Source organism: Pseudarthrobacter sp. NIBRBAC000502772, assembly GCF_006517235.1.
Classification (GTDB): domain Bacteria; phylum Actinomycetota; class Actinomycetes; order Actinomycetales; family Micrococcaceae; genus Arthrobacter.
This window is the reverse complement of the sequence record NZ_CP041188.1, coordinates 4,070,679-4,088,739: the sequence shown is the minus strand read 5'-3', so window position 1 is coordinate 4,088,739 and position 18,061 is coordinate 4,070,679. Positions and strand designations below refer to the sequence as shown.

Genomic DNA, 18,061 nt, shown 5'->3' with positions numbered 1-18,061 from the left:
CGAGATTACCGACGTTGATTCAGGCCTGTCAAGGGAAATTATCAGCCGTCCTTGAGACTCTTGGTCCCAGCATGAGGTGGCGGAGGTCACTTGGTGACTTTTACGCGATAAATCGATACAGTGAATGCAACAACTGTCCCACCGGAAGGGCAATAAGACTGTCCCACATGAAGGGCAATAATTACGTGGAGGGGTCTGAATGGGTCGCGTGACAATCCAGCATGTCGCGCGGGAGGCTGAGGTTTCGCCGACCACCGTTTCGAATTATCTGAACGGCCGATTGGACCGTATGGTTCCGGCAACGCGCGAGCGGATCGAAAGAACCATTGCGAAACTCGGTTATCGACCTAACCGTGCTGCCAGGCAGCTGCGGACCGGCCGGACACAGACTATTGGCCTAATTGTGCCGTCCGTCGGGAACCCTTTCTGGGGTGCCTTCGCACACGAGCTCGAAGTGGCCGCCCTCGCCGTCGGGTGTAGCGTGCTGCTGTGTAATAGTGAGCGGGTTGCCGAGCGGGAACGGGCATACGTTCAGGAACTCTGGGGCAACGGTGTCCGCGGGATCGTCCTGTGCACGTCGCTGCCGTCGCTGGATCATCTGACAGACCTTGTGAAACAAGGACTGCAGCTGGTCACCTTTGACCGCCCGACCCAGCCCAACGATCCCGAATCTGTCGTCAGCATCAGCATCAACAATGTTGTAGGCGGTTATATCGCGGCAAGCCACCTTATCGAACTGGGTCATCGACGGTTGTCCTTCATTGCCGGATCATTGGGATCCGTCAACAGGGCAGGCCGATACAGCGGCTTTGTCAGCGCGCTGGAAGCCGCCGGACTCGATGTCAAAGACATGCCTGCATCGTCAGACCGTGAGGACGTCCCGTTCGGGGATGTTTTCGCGGCGGACGTCGGACGCAGTGCGGCCCACTCGCTTTTCTCCGGAAACGTGGAACCTCCCACCGGCGTGGTCGCCATCAACGACATGACCGCCCTGGGCTTCTGCCGGGGCCTGCGGGATGTGGGGTTGACGGTGGGCAAAGACGTATCGGTCGTCGGTTTCGATGACATCGTGCTGGCCGATCTCTACGATCCACCTCTCACCACGGTGCGCCAACCATTGGCCCGGATGGCCAAACTTGCCATAGCAGAGGCAGTGTCGCACGACAGCGGTGATCCCGGCGAGCCAGGACGATCGGTGCTGCTGCTTCCCCAACTGATTGTCCGGGCCTCGACGGCACCGCCCCCGCTCCGTGCGCAAGTCCCTGCCCTGGTAGTACCGGCAGCGAACCCGAAGTGACCTGCTGTCACGTCATTAACGAAAAGGAAATCCATGGACCTCCCTTTCACTACGTCCCGGGAACGAGTCCCGCCTCCGCACGTGCTCGTAAGCAGTCGGATCGTAGCGTTCTTCGCGCCGCAGATGCCAGCGCCTACGAAAGAGTCATCGATGTCCTCGTCTCGTCCGGCATCAGGTCCATCGAGCTCACGCTGACGACACCGGGCACGTTGGAGGCTCTCCCTCATCTGCTGCATCGCACCGGCACCGAAATCGGTATCGGGACAGTCGCGTGCGTCGCGGAGGCGGAACAGGCCCTCGACGCAGGAGCAGGATTTCTGGTCACCCCGTCACCCCGTCACCAACGTTGACATCATTGCCACCGCCGTGGCGGCAGGCCGACCGATTTTTCCAGGGGCCTTTACGCCGACCGAAGTCCACGCTGCATGGTCCGCGGCTGCGACCGCCGTGAAGATTTTTCCGCTGACACCGTGGGAGCATGCCTAAAGACGGCGGGAAGGGCGGGAGGACCCTAGTTTTCTTCCTCGTCGTTGAAGGCCCACTCGAACATGTCGAAGACGAACTCGGAGAAGGTGCCTTCTTCGCTCTTCCACTGGCCGCGGGCGTTGTTGCGGCGGTACACGATGGGGTCTGGAATGCCGAGGTCGCCTACGCGGAAGCCCCAGGTGAACTGTTCTTCCTCATCCTCAAGGAACATCAGGAAGCCTTCGTCATCCACTTCCAGCTCTTCGGGATCCCAGAAGTAGTGGTAGGCCTCCATGATGTCCTCGCAGCCGCCCACCGCCAGGTAAAACTCGCGGAGGACCAGGGGAACCTGGAACTGGTGCTCGGCGAGGGCCGCGTCCAGTTCGTCCGCGGGCAGGCCATCTTCTTCCTGCCATTCGTCCTCGAGATACGTCGGAACAAGCGCGCGGAACTTCTCGAGGAACATGTCAGTCATGCTCATATCCTAACTAACTGCGGCCTGCTCCCGAGCCGCTGCCGAAGCCGCCACCGGGGCTCCCGCCGCCGGAGCCCCGCCGGTGCCAGCCGTGCACGGCGAGCGGAACATACCAGGACCGGCGCCAGGCAACCACACGGAAAGCGAACACCACGGCCGCCACCGCACATGCTGTCAGCACGTTGAAGGCCCCGGTGACCCAGAGCAGAGCAGTCAACGCTGCCCCGCTGAAGGCCGGCAGCGCGTAGAGGTCGCGGGGGTTGAACAGCTGGGGCACCTCGTTCGCGGTGATGTCCCGCAGCAGGCCGCCGCCCACGGCCGTGGTGACGCCGAGCAGCATGGCGGCCACCGGATTCATCCCTAGGGCCAGGGCCTTCAGCGTTCCTGTGATGCAGAAGAGGGCCAGCCCGCCGGCGTCGAACAGCACCAGCAGCGAGGTGTACCGCTGCACGCTGGAGTACAGGAAATACACCAGGACGGTGGCCAGCACCGGGGGCACCAAATAGGCGGGGTTGGAGAAGGCCGCCGGGGTGGTGTTGAGGATGATGTCGCGGATGACGCCCCCGCCGAGGGAGACCAGTGACGCCAGCAGCAGCGACCCCACCAGATCGAACTGCTTCCGTGCCGCCAACAGGGACCCGGAGACGGCGAAGAAGAAGACCCCGGCCAGGTCAAGCCATACAAGGTCGATGCCGAACGGCAATGTGTCGAACGGCAATGTCATGAGGGGTCCCGGCGGTTTCATGGTGGGCGGACAGGGCGGCTCCAACGTTACGCTAGCCCCTATGAACAACCCGATCATGATCGCCTGCGCCCATGGGACGTCCAGCACTCAGGGCGCCGCGGAGGTCAACGCCCTGCGCGCAAACATCGCCGCCCTGCGCCCGGGCCTTGACGTTCGCGAGGCCTACGTGGACGTTCAGCAGCCGGACCTCGTGGACGTGGTGGGAGGCCTGCCGGAAGAGGACAAGGCCGTCGTCGTGCCGTTGCTGCTGAGCGTCGGATATCACGTCAAGGTGGACATCGCCCGGGCTGTGAAAAGCCGTCCGGGCAGCCTCGCCGCAGCGCCGCTCGGCCCGGACCCGCGGCTCGCGGCACTGCTGGACCAGCGCCTCCGGGAGGCCGGCGTCACGGACCGCGACGCGATTGTCCTCGCCGCCGCCGGGTCCTCCAATCCCAACGCCGCCGCCAGCGTAGAAGAGCTCGCCGACCAGCTCAGGGCGCTGCGGCGCAACCGGATTCTGCCCGCGTACGGTGCCTCTGCGAAGCCGTCCGTGCCCGACGCCGTCGCCATTCTTCGGCTGGAACTGGCCGGGGGCGCCGGGGCGGGGGAGTCCGCGGGGGCCGTGGACGACGGCGGCCGCGTGGTGATTGCCTCCTACCTCCTCGCGCCGGGGTTCTTCCACGACCAGTTGGCCAAAGCCGGCGCCGATCTCGTGACGGAACCACTGCTGCCGTCCCCGGTGCTCGCCGAGATCGCCCTGGAACGGTTCGACGCCGCCGTCGTACACGGTCAATAGCCGCCCGTACGGCAACCGCAACCAAGCACAGCGGGCGGCCTTCTTCAAGGCTCTTCGGCGGTTCGTGACGAATTGTTTCCCTAGGTGACCTCCCGTTTCCGGACCTTTGTGACGCGCTTCGGCGGGCACCTACAGTCGATGCATGACTGATACAGCTCTAGCCGGAGCGTCCGTGGACCCCGCCGCCGCCAAACGCCCCGCGCGTGCCTCCCGCCCTGCTGCAAAGCCGCACGGGCAGTGGAAAGTGGACGGCAAAACCCCGCTGAACGCCAACGAAACCTGGAAACAGGAAGACGACGGCCTCAACGTGCGCGAGCGTATCGAGACCATCTACTCCAAGGAAGGCTTCGACGCCATCCCCAGCCAGGACCTGCACGGCCGCTTCCGCTGGTGGGGCCTGTACACCCAGCGCAAGCCCGGGATCGACGGCGGCAAGACCGCCACGCTCGAGCCGCACGAGCTGGAAGACAAGTACTTCATGCTCCGGGTCAGGATCGACGGCGGGGCGCTGACCACCGAGCAGCTGCGCGTCATCGGCCAGATTTCCGTTGATTTCGGCCGGGATTCCGCCGACCTCACGGACCGCCAGAACATCCAGCTGCACTGGATCCGGGTGGAGGACATCCCCGAGATCTGGAACCGGCTTGAGGGTGTTGGCCTGTCCACCACCGAGGCCTGCGGCGACGTGCCCCGCGTCATCCTGGGCTCGCCCGTGGCCGGCATCGCCAAGGACGAGATCATCGACCCCACGCCGCTCATCGCGGAGCTGGGCGAGCGTTTCATCGGCAACCCGCTGCTGTCCAACCTGCCGCGCAAGTACAAGACCGCCATCACCGGCCACCCCAGCCAGGACGTGGTCCACGAGATCAACGACTTCGCCCTGGTAGGCGTCCGCCACCCCGAGCTCGGCGTCGGCTACGACCTCTGGGCCGGCGGCGCGCTGTCCACCAACCCGATGCTCGGCAAGCGCCTCGGTGCCTTTGTGAAGCCCGAGGAAGCCGCCGAAGTCTGGCTCGGCGTCACCAGCATCTTCCGCGACTACGGCTACCGCCGCATGCGCACCAAGGCCCGTCTGAAATTCCTGATGGCCGACTGGGGACCGGCGAAGTTCCGCCAGATCCTCGAGGATGAATACCTGGGCTACAAGCTGGCCGACGGTCCCGCCGCGCCCAAGCCCACCACGCCGGGCGACCACATCGGTGTGCACGAGCAGAAGGACGGAAAATTCTTCATCGGCGCCACCCCGCTGGCCGGCCGCCTGTCCGGCGCCCAGTTGATCAAGCTCGCGGATACCCTTGAGGCCCGCGGCTCCTACCGCCTGCGCACCACCCCGCACCAGAAACTCGTAGTGCTGGACGTTGCCAAGGACCACGTGGAACCGCTGGTTGCCGAGCTGGACGCCCTGGGCCTCTCCGCACGCCCGTCCGTGTTCCGCCGCGGCACCATCGCCTGCACCGGCATCGAATACTGCAAGCTGGCCATCGTGGAAACCAAGGTCACGGCCGCCACCGCCGTCGCTGACCTGGAACGCCGCCTGGCGGACCTCGCGGAGTCCGGCGAACTGCCGCACGCGCTGTCCCTGCACATCAACGGCTGCCCCAACTCCTGCGCCCGCATCCAGACCGCGGACATCGGCCTGAAGGGCATGATGCTGCCAACGCCCGACGGCGACCCCTCCCCGGGTTTCCAGGTTCACCTGGGCGGCGGGCTGGCTTCCAACAGCCGCGAAGAGGCTGGTTTGGGACGCACCGTCCGCGGCCTGAAGGTGTACGTCGAGGACCTGCCGGACTACGTGGAACGCGTTGTCCGCACGTTCGTGGCCCAGCGTTCCGAAGGCCAGACCTTCGCCGAATGGGCCCACGCAGCAGACGAGGAGGCCCTCCAGTGAGCAAGCACGCATTGGGAGTCGACCCGGTGGTTGAGCCTGTCGAAACCCCGGCACTCCGCACCCACGACGAGCTGAAGATCATCGCCGAATCCGGCGCTGCCGAGCTCGGCTGGGACGCCCCCGCCCGCGACGTGATCGCCTGGGTGGAGCGCAACTTCGACCTCTCAGCGGTCGCCGTCGCATGCTCCATGGCCGACGCCGTCCTTCCGGCTCTGGTCGCGGACCAGATGCCCGGCGTCGACGTCCTGTTCCTGGAGACCGGCTACCACTTCCCGGAAACCTACGCCACGCGTGACGAGGTGGCCGCGAACCTCCGCGTCAACGTGGTGGACGTGCTTCCCGAGAACACGGTGGAACAGCAGGACCGGCTCCTCGGCAAGGACCTCTTTGCCCGCGACGCCGCCCAGTGCTGCGCCCTCCGCAAGGTGGCCCCGCTGCGCCGCACCCTGGCCGGCTATGAACTCTGGTTCACCGGCGTCCGCCGCGACGAGGCCCCCACCCGGACGAACACCCCGCTGGTGACCTGGGACGAGGTCAACGGCCTCGTCAAGGTCAACCCTGTGGCCGCCTGGACGTTCGACCAGCTGGTCCAGTACTCCGACGACAACCTCCTACCCGTCAACCCGCTGCTTTCCCAGGGTTACCCCTCCATTGGCTGCCAGCCCTGCACTCGCAAGGTGGCGCCCGGAGACGACCCCCGCGCCGGCCGCTGGGCAGGCACCGACAAGACAGAATGCGGACTACACGTATGAGCACTTTCCTAACTGAGGAGACCACCCAGGTGACTGAAGCCGCCGTCTCTACGCGCCTCTCCAGCCTGGACGCCCTCGAGTCCGAAGCGATCCACATCATCCGCGAAGTCGTGGCCGAGTTCGAGAAGCCAGCGCTGCTGTTCTCCGGCGGCAAGGACTCCGTGGTGATGCTGCACCTGGCCACCAAGGCGTTCTGGCCGGGCAAGGTCCCGTTCCCCGTCCTGCACGTGGACACCGGCCACAACTTCCCCGAGGTCATCGACTTCCGCGACCGCACCGTGGAGCGGCTGGGACTCAAGCTCGTCGTCGGCTCCGTTCAGGAGTTCATCGACCGTGGCGAACTGGCCGAGCGTGCCGACGGCACCCGCAACCCGCTGCAGACCGTTCCCCTGCTGGACGCCATCCAGCAGAACAAGTTCGACGCCGTCTTCGGCGGCGGCCGCCGTGACGAGGACAAGGCCCGCGCCAAGGAGCGCATCCTGAGCCTCCGCGACGAATTTGGCCAGTGGGACCCGCGCAACCAGCGCCCCGAGTTGTGGAACCTCTACAACGGCCGCCACACCGTGGGCCAGCACGTCCGCGCGTTCCCCATCAGCAACTGGACCGAGCTGGACATCTGGCGCTACATCGAACGCGAGAACATCGAGCTGCCGGGCCTGTACTACGCTCATGACCGGGAAGTATTTGCCCGCGACGGCATGTGGCGTGCGGTGGGCGAAGTTTCGCAGCCGCTGCCGCACGAGGAAGTCATCGTCAAGACCGTCCGCTACCGCACCGTGGGCGACATGTCCTGCACCGGTGCGGTTGAGTCGGACGCAGCCACCGTGAGCGACGTCGTGATCGAAGTTGCCGCCTCCACCATCACCGAACGTGGCGCCACCCGTGCAGATGACCGCATCTCCGAGGCCGCCATGGAAGACCGCAAGAAGGATGGTTACTTCTAAATGAGCACCGACACCTTGGCCGCCGAGCTGGAAACAGCCCTGCCCACCACCCTTTTCCGTTTCGCCACCGCCGGATCGGTCGACGACGGGAAGTCCACTTTGGTGGGCCGCCTCCTGCACGACTCCAAAGCGATTCTTGCCGACACGCTCGACGCCGTTGCCCGCACGTCCGCGGACCGCGGATTTGGGGGCGCGGCAGGCGGCATCGACCTGGCCCTCCTGACCGACGGCCTGCGCGCCGAGCGGGAGCAAGGCATCACCATCGACGTGGCCTACCGCTACTTCGCCACGGACCAGCGCAGCTTCATCCTGGCCGACTGCCCCGGGCACGTCCAGTACACCAAAAACACGGTGACGGGCGCGTCCACGGCGGATGCCGTCGTCGTACTCATTGACGCCCGCAAGGGTGTCCTGGAGCAGACGCGCCGGCACCTGTCCGTGCTGCAGCTGCTGCGGGTGGCGCACGTGATTGTGGCCGTGAACAAGATCGACCTGGTGGACTTCAGCGAGTCCGTGTTCCGTGAGATCCAGGCCGACGTGCAGCAGGTGGCCCGCGAACTGGGTATCGGCTCCGCCGAGCTGGGCAGCGCGGACCACATCGATGACCTGCTGGTGATCCCGGTGTCCGCCCTCGACGGCGACAACGTGGTGGACCGGTCCGAACGCACCCCCTGGTACGACGGCCCGGCCCTGCTGGAGGTCCTCGAGACCCTGCCGGCCGCCGACGAGATCGACACTCAGCTGGAGAGCTTCCGCTTCCCCGTGCAGCTGGTCATCCGGCCGCAGGGTGCGCTGGCTCCCGACGCCGTTGCCGGTGGCCTGGATGTTGAGGCCTACCGTGACTACCGTGCGTACGCCGGCCAGATCACCGAGGGTTCCGTGAAGGTAGGGGATTCAGTGTCAGTGCTGACCCCCGGACAGGCTCCGCGCACCACCACTGTGACCGGCATTGATTTCGCCGGCGAGTCCCTGCAGGAAGCGTTCGCCCCACAGTCCGTGGCGATCCGCCTGGCCGAGGAATTCGACGTCGCCCGCGGTGACACCATTGCCGCCGCCGGGACCTTCCGGGAGTCCACCGCCGACCTGTACGCCGCGCTGTGCTGGCTGTCCCCGAAGCCGCTGCGTGAAGGGGCCAAGGTGCTGGTCAAGCACGGCACCCGCACCGTCCAGGCGCTGGTCCGCAGCGTCAGCGGCAAGCTGGACCTGGCCACGTTCAAGCTCGAAGGCGCGTCCAGCCTGGAGCTGAACGACATCGGCCACGCGCAACTCCGGCTCGCCGCGCCGCTGCCGCTGGAGAACTACCTGCACCACCGCCGCACCGGCGCGTTCCTTGTCATCGACCCCCTGGACGGCAACACGCTGGCCGCGGGCCTCGTCAAGGACCACCCGGGCGACCATGAGGACGAGCGCTACTCGATCTGAGTTTCCGCCGGAACCGCGGCCTGTTCGCAGATTTTGGCCCTCACGGGCCGGTTTGCGAACAAGCCGCGGTTTCGTCGTTTTCGTATCCTTAACAGTGGGAGGCGAAGCGTGGAAACCATCAACCCCAAGCTCATCAGCTGGGCATCGATCCTGGACGCCAAAACCCGGGAGCAGGCGCTGGCCACATCCACGCTGCCGTTCATCTACCCGCACCTGGCCCTGATGCCGGACGCGCACCTGGGCAAGGGCGCCACCGTGGGCTCGGTGATCCCCACCCTGCGCGCCATCATCCCGGCCGCTGTGGGCGTGGACATCGGCTGCGGCATGATCGCCGTGCGGACCCAGTACTCGGTCAAGGACCTGCCCAAGGACCGCAAACGGCTGCGCGAGGACATCGAACGGGCCATTCCCTTGTCCGCCGGGCATAACAACCGGAGCGTCCAGCACACCGCCGAACCGCGCCTCGCCGAGCTCCGGAAGCTCGCGGCGCAGGCCGGCTTCAACCCGGCCCAGTATCTGGCCAAGTGGGAGCTTCAGCTGGGCTCGCTGGGATCAGGCAACCACTTCATCGAGGTCTCTGCCGACGAAACCGATGCCGTCTGGCTGTTCCTGCACTCGGGCTCGCGGGGCGTCGGCAACAAGATCGCGCAGCACCACATCGGCGTCGCCCAGCAGGTCAACCGCAAACGCGGAACCAGGCTGCCCGACCCGGACCTCGCCTACCTGGAGGAGGGTACCAGCGAGTTCGCCCGGTACATCAAGGAACTACGCTGGGCCCAACATTTCGCCCTCCTGAACCGCGAGGAAATGATGGACCGCGTCATTACTCAGTTCGGGCACTGGGTAGGCGGCCATGTCAAGGAGCGCGAGCGGATTAACTGCCACCACAACTTCACCCAGCAGGAGACCCATTACGGCAAGTCCGTGTGGGTATCGCGGAAGGGGGCGATCAGGGCCGAGCACGGCGATCCGGGACTTATCCCCGGGTCCATGGGGACGGCGTCGTACGTAGTGGAGGGGCTGGGGAACCCCGTCTCGCTGAACTCGTCCCCGCACGGGGCCGGGCGCGAGTATTCCCGGACTTCTGCCCGCAAAACGTTCTCGCTGGCCGAGCTGAAGACGGCCATGCAGGGCATCGAGTTCCGCGCCACCGAGGCGTTCATCGACGAGATTCCGGCGGCGTACAAACCGATCGATGTGGTGATGAGGGACGCCGCGGACTTGGTCAAGGTGCGGCACAAACTGCGGCAGCTGATCAACGTCAAGGGGGACTGAATCGGGCCCGGAATGTGACGCTGCATGAACCCGCGTGACCCCCCGTTTCTGCTTCATTGAATGGGTTTATGTCACTCCCTATGGTGAAACAATGACTAGTTCCAAGCCCGGGATGACCCGCATCGTGGCAGGCGAGAGCGCAGTACCCAAGCGCAAGCGTGCCGTCGAGGCGGCCCTGGCGATCGGGCTCGTCTTCCTGATCGCCGCCGGCGCGGTAGTGGCGTCGTCCATTTCGCGTAATACGGCGGCAGAGGCAGCCATCCCGGCGCCCACCCCGGCCGCAGAACTGAAGCTGGGCTATTTCGGAAACCTGACCCATGCCCCCGCCCTCGTGGGCGTGAAGCAGGGGATCCTGGCCCGGAATCTGGGCGACACCAAGCTCAGCACGGAAACTTTCAACGCCGGACCTGCCGCGATCGAGGCCCTGAACGCCGGTGCCATCGACGCGGCATACATCGGCCCGAATCCCGCGATCAACTCGTTTGTCAAGAGCGAGGGGGAGTCCGTGAGCGTCATCGCGGGCGCCGCCGCAGGTGGCGCGCAGCTGGTTGTGCGTCCCGAGATCACTTCCGCGGCCGAGCTCAAGGGCAAGACGCTGGCCTCGCCGCAGCTCGGCGGCACGCAGGACGTGGCGCTCCGTGCCTGGCTCGGCTCGCAGGGCTACAAAACCAATGTGGACGGCAGCGGCGACGTCGCCATCAACCCCACGGAGAACGCCCAGGCGCTGAAACTGTTCCAGGACGGAAAGCTCGACGGCGCGTGGCTGCCTGAGCCGTGGGCGTCCCGTTTGGTGCTGACCGCCGGGGCCAAGGTCCTGGTGGACGAAAAGGACCTCTGGGACGGCTCGCTCTCCGGAAAGGCCGGCCAGTTCCCCACCACCATCCTGATTGTGAACAAGAAGTTCGCCGCCGCGCACCCGGACACCGTGAAAGCCCTGCTGCGCGGCCACGTGGAGTCCGTGGCCTGGCTGAATGACACGCCTGCAGCAGAGAAAACAAGCCTCATCAACGACGCCCTGCAGGAATCGGCAGGCGCGGCGCTTCCCACCGATGTCCTTGACCGAGCCCTGCAGAACGTGGTTTTCACGGTGGATCCGCTCGCGGGAACCTACCCCAAGCTCCTCGAAGACGGGGTGAAAGCCGGCACCACCAAGCAGTCGGACATCACCGGACTGTTCGACCTCCGTGCCCTGAACGAAGTCACCGGGACCGCCGAACGGGTTTCCGCGGCCGGCCTCGGCCAGGACTGACCGCCACCTACCGCACCAACTACTTAAGGACGGGACCATGCCAGTCGTACTGGAAAACCTGGGCAAGCGCTTCGGCGACGGCGCCCCGGTGCTGGACGACGTCAACGCCAATATCGGCGCGGGCGAATTCGTAGCCCTCCTCGGTGCGTCCGGCTGCGGCAAATCCACCCTGCTGAACATCATGGCGGGACTGGAGGTCCCGACGTCGGGCGCCCTTGAAGTACCCAGCGACGGAGCAGCCTTTATGTTCCAGGACGCTGCCCTCTTCCCCTGGCTGACGGCGCGGGAGAACATCGAGCTGGCCCTGAAGCTGCGCGGTGTGGGGAAGGCTGAACGCCGGATCAAGGCCAACGAGCTGCTCGAACTGGTGCACCTCGGTGAGGCGGGGGACAAGCGTCCGCACGAGCTTTCCGGCGGCATGCGCCAGCGCGTGGCACTGGCCCGTGCCCTGTCGCAGGACCGGCAGCTGCTGCTGATGGATGAGCCGTTTGCGGCCCTGGACGCCATCACCCGCGACCTGCTGCACGACGAGCTGGAACGCATCTGGAAGGAAACCGGGCGGACCATCGTTTTTGTGACCCACAACGTCCGCGAGGCCGTGCGGCTGGGCCAGCGTGTGCTGCTGCTGTCGTCCCGCCCTGGCCGCGTGGTCCAGGAATGGGCCGTCACCGAGGAACACCGAACCGACGCCGGCCTGGCCGGACAGCTGACCGGGGTCATCACCGCCCGGCTGCGGGAGGAGATTCGCCGCCATGCCAAATAACCCCACGCCCCTCGCCGAGACCGAACCGGCGGTAGAGCCTCTCGGGGCCATGCCGGAAACCCGCAAAGTCCACGCCGCCTTGACCCGGACTTCCACCGGACATGAGGACCTGCGCGAGCTCGAGGCCGGGCTGGATTCACTCCAGTCCGACGCCGCGCGCAAGCACCGGATCGACTGGAGCCGGGTGCTCCTGCCCGTTGCCGCCCTGGTGGTGCTGGTCCTGATCTGGCAGTTCTACGTCTCCCTGGGCCTCAAACGCCGCGACCTGGTTCCCGGTCCGCTGGACGTCCTGGGCCAGATCGGCGCGCTTTGGGGCGAGGCCAAGCTGCAGGAAGCGGTGTGGACCTCGCTGCAGCGCGGGCTGGTCGGGTTCCTGATCAGCGTTGCCATCGCCACGCCGGTGGGGCTGCTGCTGGCCCAGGTTGCGCCGCTGCGCCGTGCCTTCGGGCCGCTGATTTCCGGCCTTCAGGTGCTGCCGTCCGTAGCCTGGGTGCCCGCGGCCATCATCTGGTTCGGCCTCACGGATGCCACCGTCTACTTCGTGGTCTTTATGGGTGCGATCCCGTCCATCATCAACGGGCTGATCTCCGGCGTGGACCAGATCCCGCCGCAGTACCGCCGCGTCGGCACGGTCCTGGGTGCCAACCGTTTCCAGATGGCCGTGCAGATTGTCCTGCCGGCGGCACTTCCCGGATACCTGGGCGGGCTCAAACAGGGCTGGGCATTCTCCTGGCGGTCGCTTATGGCCGCGGAAATCATCGCTGTGGGCGGCACCATCGGCTTCGGCCTCGGCTCGCTGCTTGACCAAGGCCGGATACTGTCCGACATGACGGTTGTAATGGCCGCGATCCTGCTGATCCTGGCCGTCGGCATCCTCATCGAGCTGCTGGTGTTCGCGCCGATCGAGAAGCGCCTCCTCCGGAGCCGCGGCCTTCTCTCGGGAAGCACCCGCTGACCCTCCCTCCAACGCGGGGTCAGATCCGGCCCAATAGCCACCGTCTATTGGTCCGGATCTGACCCCGCGTTGGTTTTTTGGTGCCCAGCAGAGCCCGACGGCGAGTCCCGGCGTCGGGCTCTGCCGTCTGTTGGTGCGACCCGCCGAAGTGAGGCACTTTGACACGGACGCGCCGCGGTCTGGGATGGTCTGCGCCTAAATCCACGCCAATGTGCCCCACGACGGCGTGGCAGCGCGTCTGGCAGACTGGCGCCATGGCATCCGGATCTCCAGCGCCCCATCCCACTGCAGCCGCCGCCGCGTTCCTGGCCCGGCTGCAGGAGCTGCGGTCCGACGCCGAACAACGGAAGTATGAGCGCTACTTCAAGATGGGCCCGGGAGACTATGCCGAAAGCGACTTTTTCATGGGCGTGCGGATGGGACAGGTCTTCGACCTCGGCAAGGAGTTCGTCGCGATGGATCTGCCGCAGATCGAGGCACTCCTGAACCAGGACATCCATGAAGCGAGGGCCGGCGCCGTCAAGATCATGGCACTCCAGGCGTCGGGCAAAAAGGCCAGCGAGGACCTCCGCCGGAGTCTTTACGAGCTGTACCTGCGCCGGCATGACCGGATCAACAACTGGGACCTCGTGGACCTTGGCGCCGGACGGGTTGTGGGCGGCTGGCTGGCCGACAAGCCCCGCGACATCCTCTACCGCCTGGCTCGCTCGGCCGACCTGTGGGAGCGGCGGACGGCCATTGTAGCGACGTCGTGGTTTCTGCGGACCGGCGACGTGGACGACACGTTCGCCATCGCTGAGTTACTCGTGGACGACAAAGAGGATCTGATCCACAAGGCTACTGGTGGCTGGCTCCGCGACGCCGGCAGGAGCGACCGGCCCCGGCTGCTGGAATTCCTCGACGTTCACGCGGCCACGATGCCGCGGACGGCGTTGCGCTACGCGATAGAACACCTGGAAAAGCCGGCGCGGGAACACTACCTGCGGCTGAAGAAGGCTTAACCCGCAGGGAACGGCGGCGCTCCGACGATCTCGATGCCGCCGTTCAGCTGCCCTGATTCACGGATGCGGTCAAAGTCCACAAGTCCTGCTCCTGCGCCGTCATTGAGCGGTTCGCTCGCGCCGAAGTAGAAGGCCTGGGCGCCGCCGGGGGTGTGCAGGCAGAGCACGCGGGTCCCCTCCTGGAGGACTTTGAAAGCGTGCGGGACACCCCTGGGTGCAATGGTGTCACGCCACCTGCGGCGACGCGATGCTCCGTGCCGTCCATGTTCATGAGGATCTCGCCGGCCAGGATGTACAACGTTTCGTCGGAGTCCGGATGGGTGTGCATCGTTCCTGACGGCCAATCTGCCCCACGCCGGCGCCCCGACGGCGGCCCAGCCCTATGTGACGCAGGGTTACCTTACGTGAACTGGTGTTTCCACTGCCGTTGTTGGTGAAACGGCGCGGCCCTACCGTTGATTCATGGCAATTCAGGATATTTACCCCACAGCGCTGCGGCTGCTCGGCCGCCCCGTGCTGGTGGTGGGTGGCGGCCCCGTGGCAGCGCGCCGCGCCAAGGGTCTGCTCGACGCCGGTGCCCGGGTCACCGTCGTGGCTCCCGTTGCCTCCGCCGCGCTCCGCGAACTGGCCGACGCCGGCCTCCTCACCTGGGAGCCGCGCACTTACCTTCCCTCCGACGTCGACGGCGTCTGGTTCGTCCAGACGGCCACCGGCGATCCCGCCGTGGACACCCAGGTGTCGGCCGATGCCGAGGCGCAGCGCATCTGGTGCGTCAACGCCTCCGACCACGAAGCCTCAGCCGCGTGGACGCCCGCCGTCGCTGTGGTTGATGACGTGCAGATCGCCGTGAACGCCGGGGGCGACCCGCGCCGTGCCATGGCCCTGCGTGACGCCGTCGCCACCGCGCTGGAGACCGGCGACCTCCCGCTGCGCCGGAAGCGTGCCCACCGGGGCTCCGTGGCCCTTGTGGGTGGCGGACCTGGCGACACCGGCCTCATCACCGTCCGCGGCCGCAGGCTGCTCGGCCAGGCCGACGTCGTGGTGGCAGACCGCCTCGGCCCGCGCGGACTGCTCAACGAACTTGCCCCCGACGTCCGCGTCATCGAGGTGGGCAAGACTCCCGGCCACCATCCCGTGCCGCAGTCCGAGATCAACCGCATCCTTGTGGACGAAGCCCTGAAGGGGCACCGCGTGGTCCGGCTCAAGGGCGGCGATCCGTACGTCCTGGGCCGCGGCGGCGAGGAAGCCGAATACTGCCGGCAGCACGGCGTCGAGGTTGAAGTGGTTTCCGGCGTGACGTCCGCGATCTCCGTCCCGGCCGCCGCCGGCATCCCCGTGACCCACCGCGGCCTGGCCAAGGGTTTCAGTGTGGTCACCGGCCACGAGGAGCTGTCCGAGGTCCCCGCCCGTGCAGATCACACCATCATCCTGCTGATGGGCGTGGCCGCACTTCGGGATTCCGCCGCTGCCCTGGCCGGCGCCGGTTTGCCTCAGGACACTCCAGTTGGCATCGTTGAGAACGGCTATCTGGCGAATCAGCGCGTGACGATCGGCACCCTCGGTTCCATCGCCGACCAGGCGGAAGCCACCGGCGTCGCAAATCCTGCTGTGATTGTGATCGGTGACGTTGTCCGCGTCAGCCCGTTCGCGCCGTCGCACTTCAGGACAGCGGACTACAGCACCACCACCCCGAACAAGCCCCGTACCACCCGAGTTCTAACCCCCTGAAATCCATCGATTGCTCCGCAACTGCCCTTATGAAGGCTCAAAAGGGCACCTACGGAGCAACCGATGCAGAAGATAAAGGAACACAGCCGTGTCATCAAGCACCTCCGTAGGATCTGCCGAGCGTCCGCTGCGCGTTGCCGTTGTAGGCTCCGGCCCGGCCGGCGTCTACGCCGCGGACATCCTCACCAAGAGCGAAGCCGTCAAGAGCGGCGAGCTGACCGTGAGCATCGACCTCTTTGACCGCTACCCGGCACCCTACGGCCTGATCCGCTACGGCGTGGCCCCGGACCACCCGCGCATCAAGGGCATCGTCAACGCCCTGCACAAGGTCCTGGACCGCGGCGACATCCGCTTCTTCGGCAACGTGGATTACGGCACGGACATCTCCATCGAGGACCTCCGCACGCACTATGACGCCGTCATCTTCGCCACCGGCGCCATCAAGGACGCGGACCTGAACATCCCGGGCATCGAGCTGGACGGCTCCTACGGCGGCGCGGACTTCGTCTCCTGGTACGACGGCCACCCCGACGTAGCCCGCGAATGGCCGCTGGACGCCAAGGAAATCGCCGTGATCGGCAACGGCAACGTGGCCCTGGACGTGGCCCGCATGCTCTCCAAGCACGCCGACGACCTGCTGGTCTCTGAAATCCCGGACAACGTCTACGCCGGCCTGAAGAACTCGCCGGTCACGGACGTGCATGTCTTCGGCCGCCGCGGCCCGGCCCAGGTCAAGTTCACGCCGCTGGAGCTCCGCGAGCTGTCCCACTCCAAGGACGTGGACATCATCCTGTACGCCGAGGACTTCGAGTTCGACGAGGAATCGGACCGCCTGATCCAGAGCAACAACCAGGTCAAGACCATGGTGGGCACCCTCACCAACTGGATCGCCGAGCAGCCCGAGGACCTCTCCGAGCTGACGGCATCCCGCCGCCTGCACCTGCACTTCCTGCACAGCCCGGTGGAAATTTACGACGACGCCGTGACGCCGGGCAAGGTTGCCGGCATGAAGTTCGAGCGCACCGAGCTGGACGGCACCGGCAACGCGCGCGGCACCGGCGAGTTCGTGGACTACCCGGTCCAGGCCGTCTACCGCTCGATCGGCTACTTCGGTTCGGCGCTGCCGGAGATCGAGTTCGACCACAAGAAGGGCGTGGTACCGAACGACGGCGGCCGCGTCCTGGATGCCGCCGGCACCCAAGTGCCGGGCATCTACGCCACCGGCTGGATCAAGCGCGGACCGGTCGGCCTGATCGGCCACACCAAGGGCGACGCCCTTGAGACCGTGACGTACCTGCTGGAGGACCGCGAAAACCTTCCGGTCGCCGCTGTTCCCGAGGCGGATGCCGTCGTCGAACTCCTCGACGCCCGCGGCGTGAAGTTCACCAGCTGGGAAGGCTGGCTGGCACTGGACGCCCACGAACTCGCCCTCGGCGCCGCTGCCACGGAGGCCGGCGGATCGCATGGTGTAGAGGTCAAGCGGGAGCGCATCAAGGTGGTGCCGCGCGAGGACATGGTGGCCATCTCCCGCGACGGCGTAGCCGCGAACGTCTAACCGGCGCCCCGGACCCAACGCGGGGTCACTTCCTGCCCAATAATCACGGTTTATTGGGCAGGAAGTGACCCCGCGTTGCTTTAACGTCCTGGCCTGGCTACGCAGGGCGACTATTACGCGCAGCCCAGCTGAACGTCGGGCTTTCGCAATATTACTAAGTGTGCTTACCATGGCATCTCGGAAGCAAGTTCGACGTTAGGGAGCCACAACATGGCAGGAAATCTTTTTGCCCGGTCCATTCACGATCTGAGCGCTGCGGCATGGTTCGGCGGCGCGCTGATGGGAGCCATCGGTCTGAACGGGGCGACGGCGGAGGCCAAGGATCCGACGGAACGCACCCGTCTTTCGAGCGCAGGCTGGATGAAGTGGGCTCCGATCCAGACGGCGGCATTCGCCTCCCACTTGGTGGCTGACCTCGCCATCGCCTGGGAGAACAAGGGACGCATCGCCAAGCAGGACGGAGTTGCCCGCGACACGGCGATCAAGACGGCGGTCACGGTTGCCGGTGCCGCCGTGACGCTCTACGCCGGCATCCTTGGCAAGAAGGTGGAGAAGCTCGCGGACCAGGGCAGCGAGGGCGCCACCGAACCCAGGCCGGGAGCCTCGGACGAGTTGAAGTCAGCACAGGAGCAGCTCAAGTTGCTGCAATGGGCCGTTCCGGCGTTCGCCGCGGCCGTGATTATCCTCGGCGCCAAGCACGGCGAGATGCAGCGGCCCAAGAACGTATTCCAGGGCCTCCGCCCCTAAGCGGTAGCGGCAGTACTAGGACGCG

At 66.2% G+C, this 18,061-nt stretch carries 18 protein-coding genes and 1 pseudogene; 15 read left to right on the top strand and 4 right to left on the bottom strand.

What is annotated here, in order from left to right; genetic code table 11:
• Positions 1-199 precede the first annotated feature (199 nt).
• Positions 200-1,297, top strand: a complete 1,098-nt coding sequence (locus NIBR502772_RS18965; RefSeq protein ID WP_141141328.1) for a LacI family DNA-binding transcriptional regulator — start codon at positions 200-202, stop codon at positions 1,295-1,297.
• Positions 1,294-1,647: a hypothetical protein gene (locus NIBR502772_RS23155; protein WP_168223574.1), complete on the top strand. Its 354-nt coding sequence runs from the start codon at positions 1,294-1,296 to the stop codon at positions 1,645-1,647. The genes NIBR502772_RS18965 and NIBR502772_RS23155 overlap by 4 nt, the downstream gene beginning before the upstream one ends.
• 161 nt (positions 1,648-1,808) lie before the next feature.
• On the opposite strand, the gene NIBR502772_RS18955 is transcribed toward NIBR502772_RS23155, so the two are convergent.
• Both NIBR502772_RS18955 and NIBR502772_RS18950 read right to left on the bottom strand, forming a co-directional pair.
• A complete protein-coding gene (locus NIBR502772_RS18955) occupies positions 1,809-2,237 on the bottom strand; it encodes a hypothetical protein (protein WP_056344779.1) in 429 nt (142 codons plus the stop codon).
• A gap of 13 nt (positions 2,238-2,250) precedes the next feature.
• Entirely contained in the window at positions 2,251-2,961 is a 711-nt protein-coding gene (locus NIBR502772_RS18950) for a trimeric intracellular cation channel family protein (protein ID WP_141141327.1), read from the bottom strand.
• Positions 2,962-3,022: 61 nt separating this feature from the next.
• Here NIBR502772_RS18950 and NIBR502772_RS18945 point away from each other — a divergent pair, with 61 nt between their 5' ends.
• The 10 genes from NIBR502772_RS18945 (at position 3,023) to NIBR502772_RS18900 (ending at position 14,006) form a co-directional block, all read left to right on the top strand.
• Positions 3,023-3,757 carry a sirohydrochlorin chelatase gene (locus tag NIBR502772_RS18945; protein ID WP_141141326.1) on the top strand — a complete coding sequence of 245 codons (735 nt, stop codon included), beginning with the start codon at positions 3,023-3,025 and terminating at the stop codon, positions 3,755-3,757.
• A 142-nt stretch (positions 3,758-3,899) separates the two neighbouring features.
• Positions 3,900-5,645, top strand: a complete 1,746-nt coding sequence (locus tag NIBR502772_RS18940; RefSeq protein ID WP_141141325.1) for a nitrite/sulfite reductase — start codon at positions 3,900-3,902, stop codon at positions 5,643-5,645.
• On the top strand, positions 5,642-6,397 hold the full coding sequence (locus NIBR502772_RS18935) for a phosphoadenylyl-sulfate reductase (protein WP_332762350.1): 756 nt from the start codon (positions 5,642-5,644) through the stop codon (positions 6,395-6,397). Before NIBR502772_RS18940 ends, NIBR502772_RS18935 begins: the two co-directional genes overlap by 4 nt.
• Positions 6,394-7,341 (top strand): sulfate adenylyltransferase subunit CysD, encoded by a 948-nt coding sequence (cysD, locus tag NIBR502772_RS18930; RefSeq protein WP_058931586.1) that lies wholly within the window; start codon positions 6,394-6,396, stop codon positions 7,339-7,341. The genes NIBR502772_RS18935 and cysD overlap by 4 nt, the downstream gene beginning before the upstream one ends.
• Positions 7,342-8,763, top strand: a complete 1,422-nt coding sequence (locus NIBR502772_RS18925) for a sulfate adenylyltransferase subunit 1 (protein WP_141141324.1) — start codon at positions 7,342-7,344, stop codon at positions 8,761-8,763. It abuts the gene before it with no gap.
• A gap of 108 nt (positions 8,764-8,871) precedes the next feature.
• Positions 8,872-10,038, top strand: a complete 1,167-nt coding sequence (locus tag NIBR502772_RS18920) for an RtcB family protein (RefSeq protein WP_141141323.1) — start codon at positions 8,872-8,874, stop codon at positions 10,036-10,038.
• 112 nt (positions 10,039-10,150) lie between these two features.
• Positions 10,151-11,287 (top strand): ABC transporter substrate-binding protein, encoded by a 1,137-nt coding sequence (locus tag NIBR502772_RS18915; RefSeq protein ID WP_141142161.1) that lies wholly within the window; start codon positions 10,151-10,153, stop codon positions 11,285-11,287.
• A 37-nt stretch (positions 11,288-11,324) separates the two neighbouring features.
• Positions 11,325-12,050, top strand: a complete 726-nt coding sequence (locus NIBR502772_RS18910; RefSeq protein WP_141141322.1) for an ABC transporter ATP-binding protein — start codon at positions 11,325-11,327, stop codon at positions 12,048-12,050.
• A complete protein-coding gene (locus tag NIBR502772_RS18905) occupies positions 12,040-13,005 on the top strand; it encodes an ABC transporter permease (RefSeq protein ID WP_141141321.1) in 966 nt (321 codons plus the stop codon). The genes NIBR502772_RS18910 and NIBR502772_RS18905 overlap by 11 nt, the downstream gene beginning before the upstream one ends.
• A 254-nt stretch (positions 13,006-13,259) precedes the next feature.
• Positions 13,260-14,006 carry a DNA alkylation repair protein gene (locus tag NIBR502772_RS18900; protein WP_141141320.1) on the top strand — a complete coding sequence of 249 codons (747 nt, stop codon included), beginning with the start codon at positions 13,260-13,262 and terminating at the stop codon, positions 14,004-14,006.
• On the opposite strand, the gene NIBR502772_RS22880 is transcribed toward NIBR502772_RS18900, so the two are convergent.
• Positions 14,003-14,173, bottom strand: a complete 171-nt coding sequence (locus NIBR502772_RS22880; protein ID WP_246848587.1) for a hypothetical protein — start codon at positions 14,171-14,173, stop codon at positions 14,003-14,005. The two genes, NIBR502772_RS18900 and NIBR502772_RS22880, sit on opposite strands and share 4 nt — an antisense overlap.
• 110 nt (positions 14,174-14,283) lie before the next feature.
• A pseudogene (locus NIBR502772_RS23150) lies at positions 14,284-14,334 on the bottom strand (hypothetical protein); the annotation flags it as partial.
• A gap of 134 nt (positions 14,335-14,468) precedes the next feature.
• On the opposite strand from NIBR502772_RS23150, the gene cobA reads away from it, so the two are divergent.
• The 3 genes from cobA to NIBR502772_RS18880 all read left to right on the top strand — a co-directional run bounded on the left by cobA (position 14,469) and on the right by NIBR502772_RS18880 (position 18,036).
• Entirely contained in the window at positions 14,469-15,734 is a 1,266-nt protein-coding gene (gene cobA, locus NIBR502772_RS18890) for a uroporphyrinogen-III C-methyltransferase (protein WP_141141318.1), read from the top strand.
• Positions 15,735-15,822: 88 nt separating this feature from the next.
• Positions 15,823-17,289 (top strand): FAD-dependent oxidoreductase, encoded by a 1,467-nt coding sequence (locus NIBR502772_RS18885; RefSeq protein WP_141141317.1) that lies wholly within the window; start codon positions 15,823-15,825, stop codon positions 17,287-17,289.
• A 210-nt stretch (positions 17,290-17,499) separates the two neighbouring features.
• Positions 17,500-18,036, top strand: a complete 537-nt coding sequence (locus tag NIBR502772_RS18880) for a hypothetical protein (RefSeq protein WP_141141316.1) — start codon at positions 17,500-17,502, stop codon at positions 18,034-18,036.
• Positions 18,037-18,061: the final 25 nt, after the last annotated feature.

What these genes read in the sequence shown, in the direction of transcription:
- NIBR502772_RS18965 (WP_141141328.1), top strand. Translation starts at nt 200, where the DNA reads ATGGGTCGCGTGACAATCCAGCATGTCGCGCGGGAGGCTGAGGTTTCG.
- NIBR502772_RS18955 (WP_056344779.1), bottom strand. Translation starts at nt 2,237, where the DNA reads ATGACTGACATGTTCCTCGAGAAGTTCCGCGCGCTTGTTCCGACGTAT.
- NIBR502772_RS18950 (WP_141141327.1), bottom strand. Translation starts at nt 2,961, where the DNA reads ATGACATTGCCGTTCGACACATTGCCGTTCGGCATCGACCTTGTATGG.
- NIBR502772_RS18945 (WP_141141326.1), top strand. Translation starts at nt 3,023, where the DNA reads ATGAACAACCCGATCATGATCGCCTGCGCCCATGGGACGTCCAGCACT.
- NIBR502772_RS18940 (WP_141141325.1), top strand. Translation starts at nt 3,900, where the DNA reads ATGACTGATACAGCTCTAGCCGGAGCGTCCGTGGACCCCGCCGCCGCC.
- cysD (WP_058931586.1), top strand. Translation starts at nt 6,394, where the DNA reads ATGAGCACTTTCCTAACTGAGGAGACCACCCAGGTGACTGAAGCCGCC.
- NIBR502772_RS18925 (WP_141141324.1), top strand. Translation starts at nt 7,342, where the DNA reads ATGAGCACCGACACCTTGGCCGCCGAGCTGGAAACAGCCCTGCCCACC.
- NIBR502772_RS18915 (WP_141142161.1), top strand. Translation starts at nt 10,151, where the DNA reads ATGACCCGCATCGTGGCAGGCGAGAGCGCAGTACCCAAGCGCAAGCGT.
- NIBR502772_RS18910 (WP_141141322.1), top strand. Translation starts at nt 11,325, where the DNA reads ATGCCAGTCGTACTGGAAAACCTGGGCAAGCGCTTCGGCGACGGCGCC.
- NIBR502772_RS18905 (WP_141141321.1), top strand. Translation starts at nt 12,040, where the DNA reads ATGCCAAATAACCCCACGCCCCTCGCCGAGACCGAACCGGCGGTAGAG.
- NIBR502772_RS18900 (WP_141141320.1), top strand. Translation starts at nt 13,260, where the DNA reads ATGGCATCCGGATCTCCAGCGCCCCATCCCACTGCAGCCGCCGCCGCG.
- cobA (WP_141141318.1), top strand. Translation starts at nt 14,469, where the DNA reads ATGGCAATTCAGGATATTTACCCCACAGCGCTGCGGCTGCTCGGCCGC.
- NIBR502772_RS18880 (WP_141141316.1), top strand. Translation starts at nt 17,500, where the DNA reads ATGGCAGGAAATCTTTTTGCCCGGTCCATTCACGATCTGAGCGCTGCG.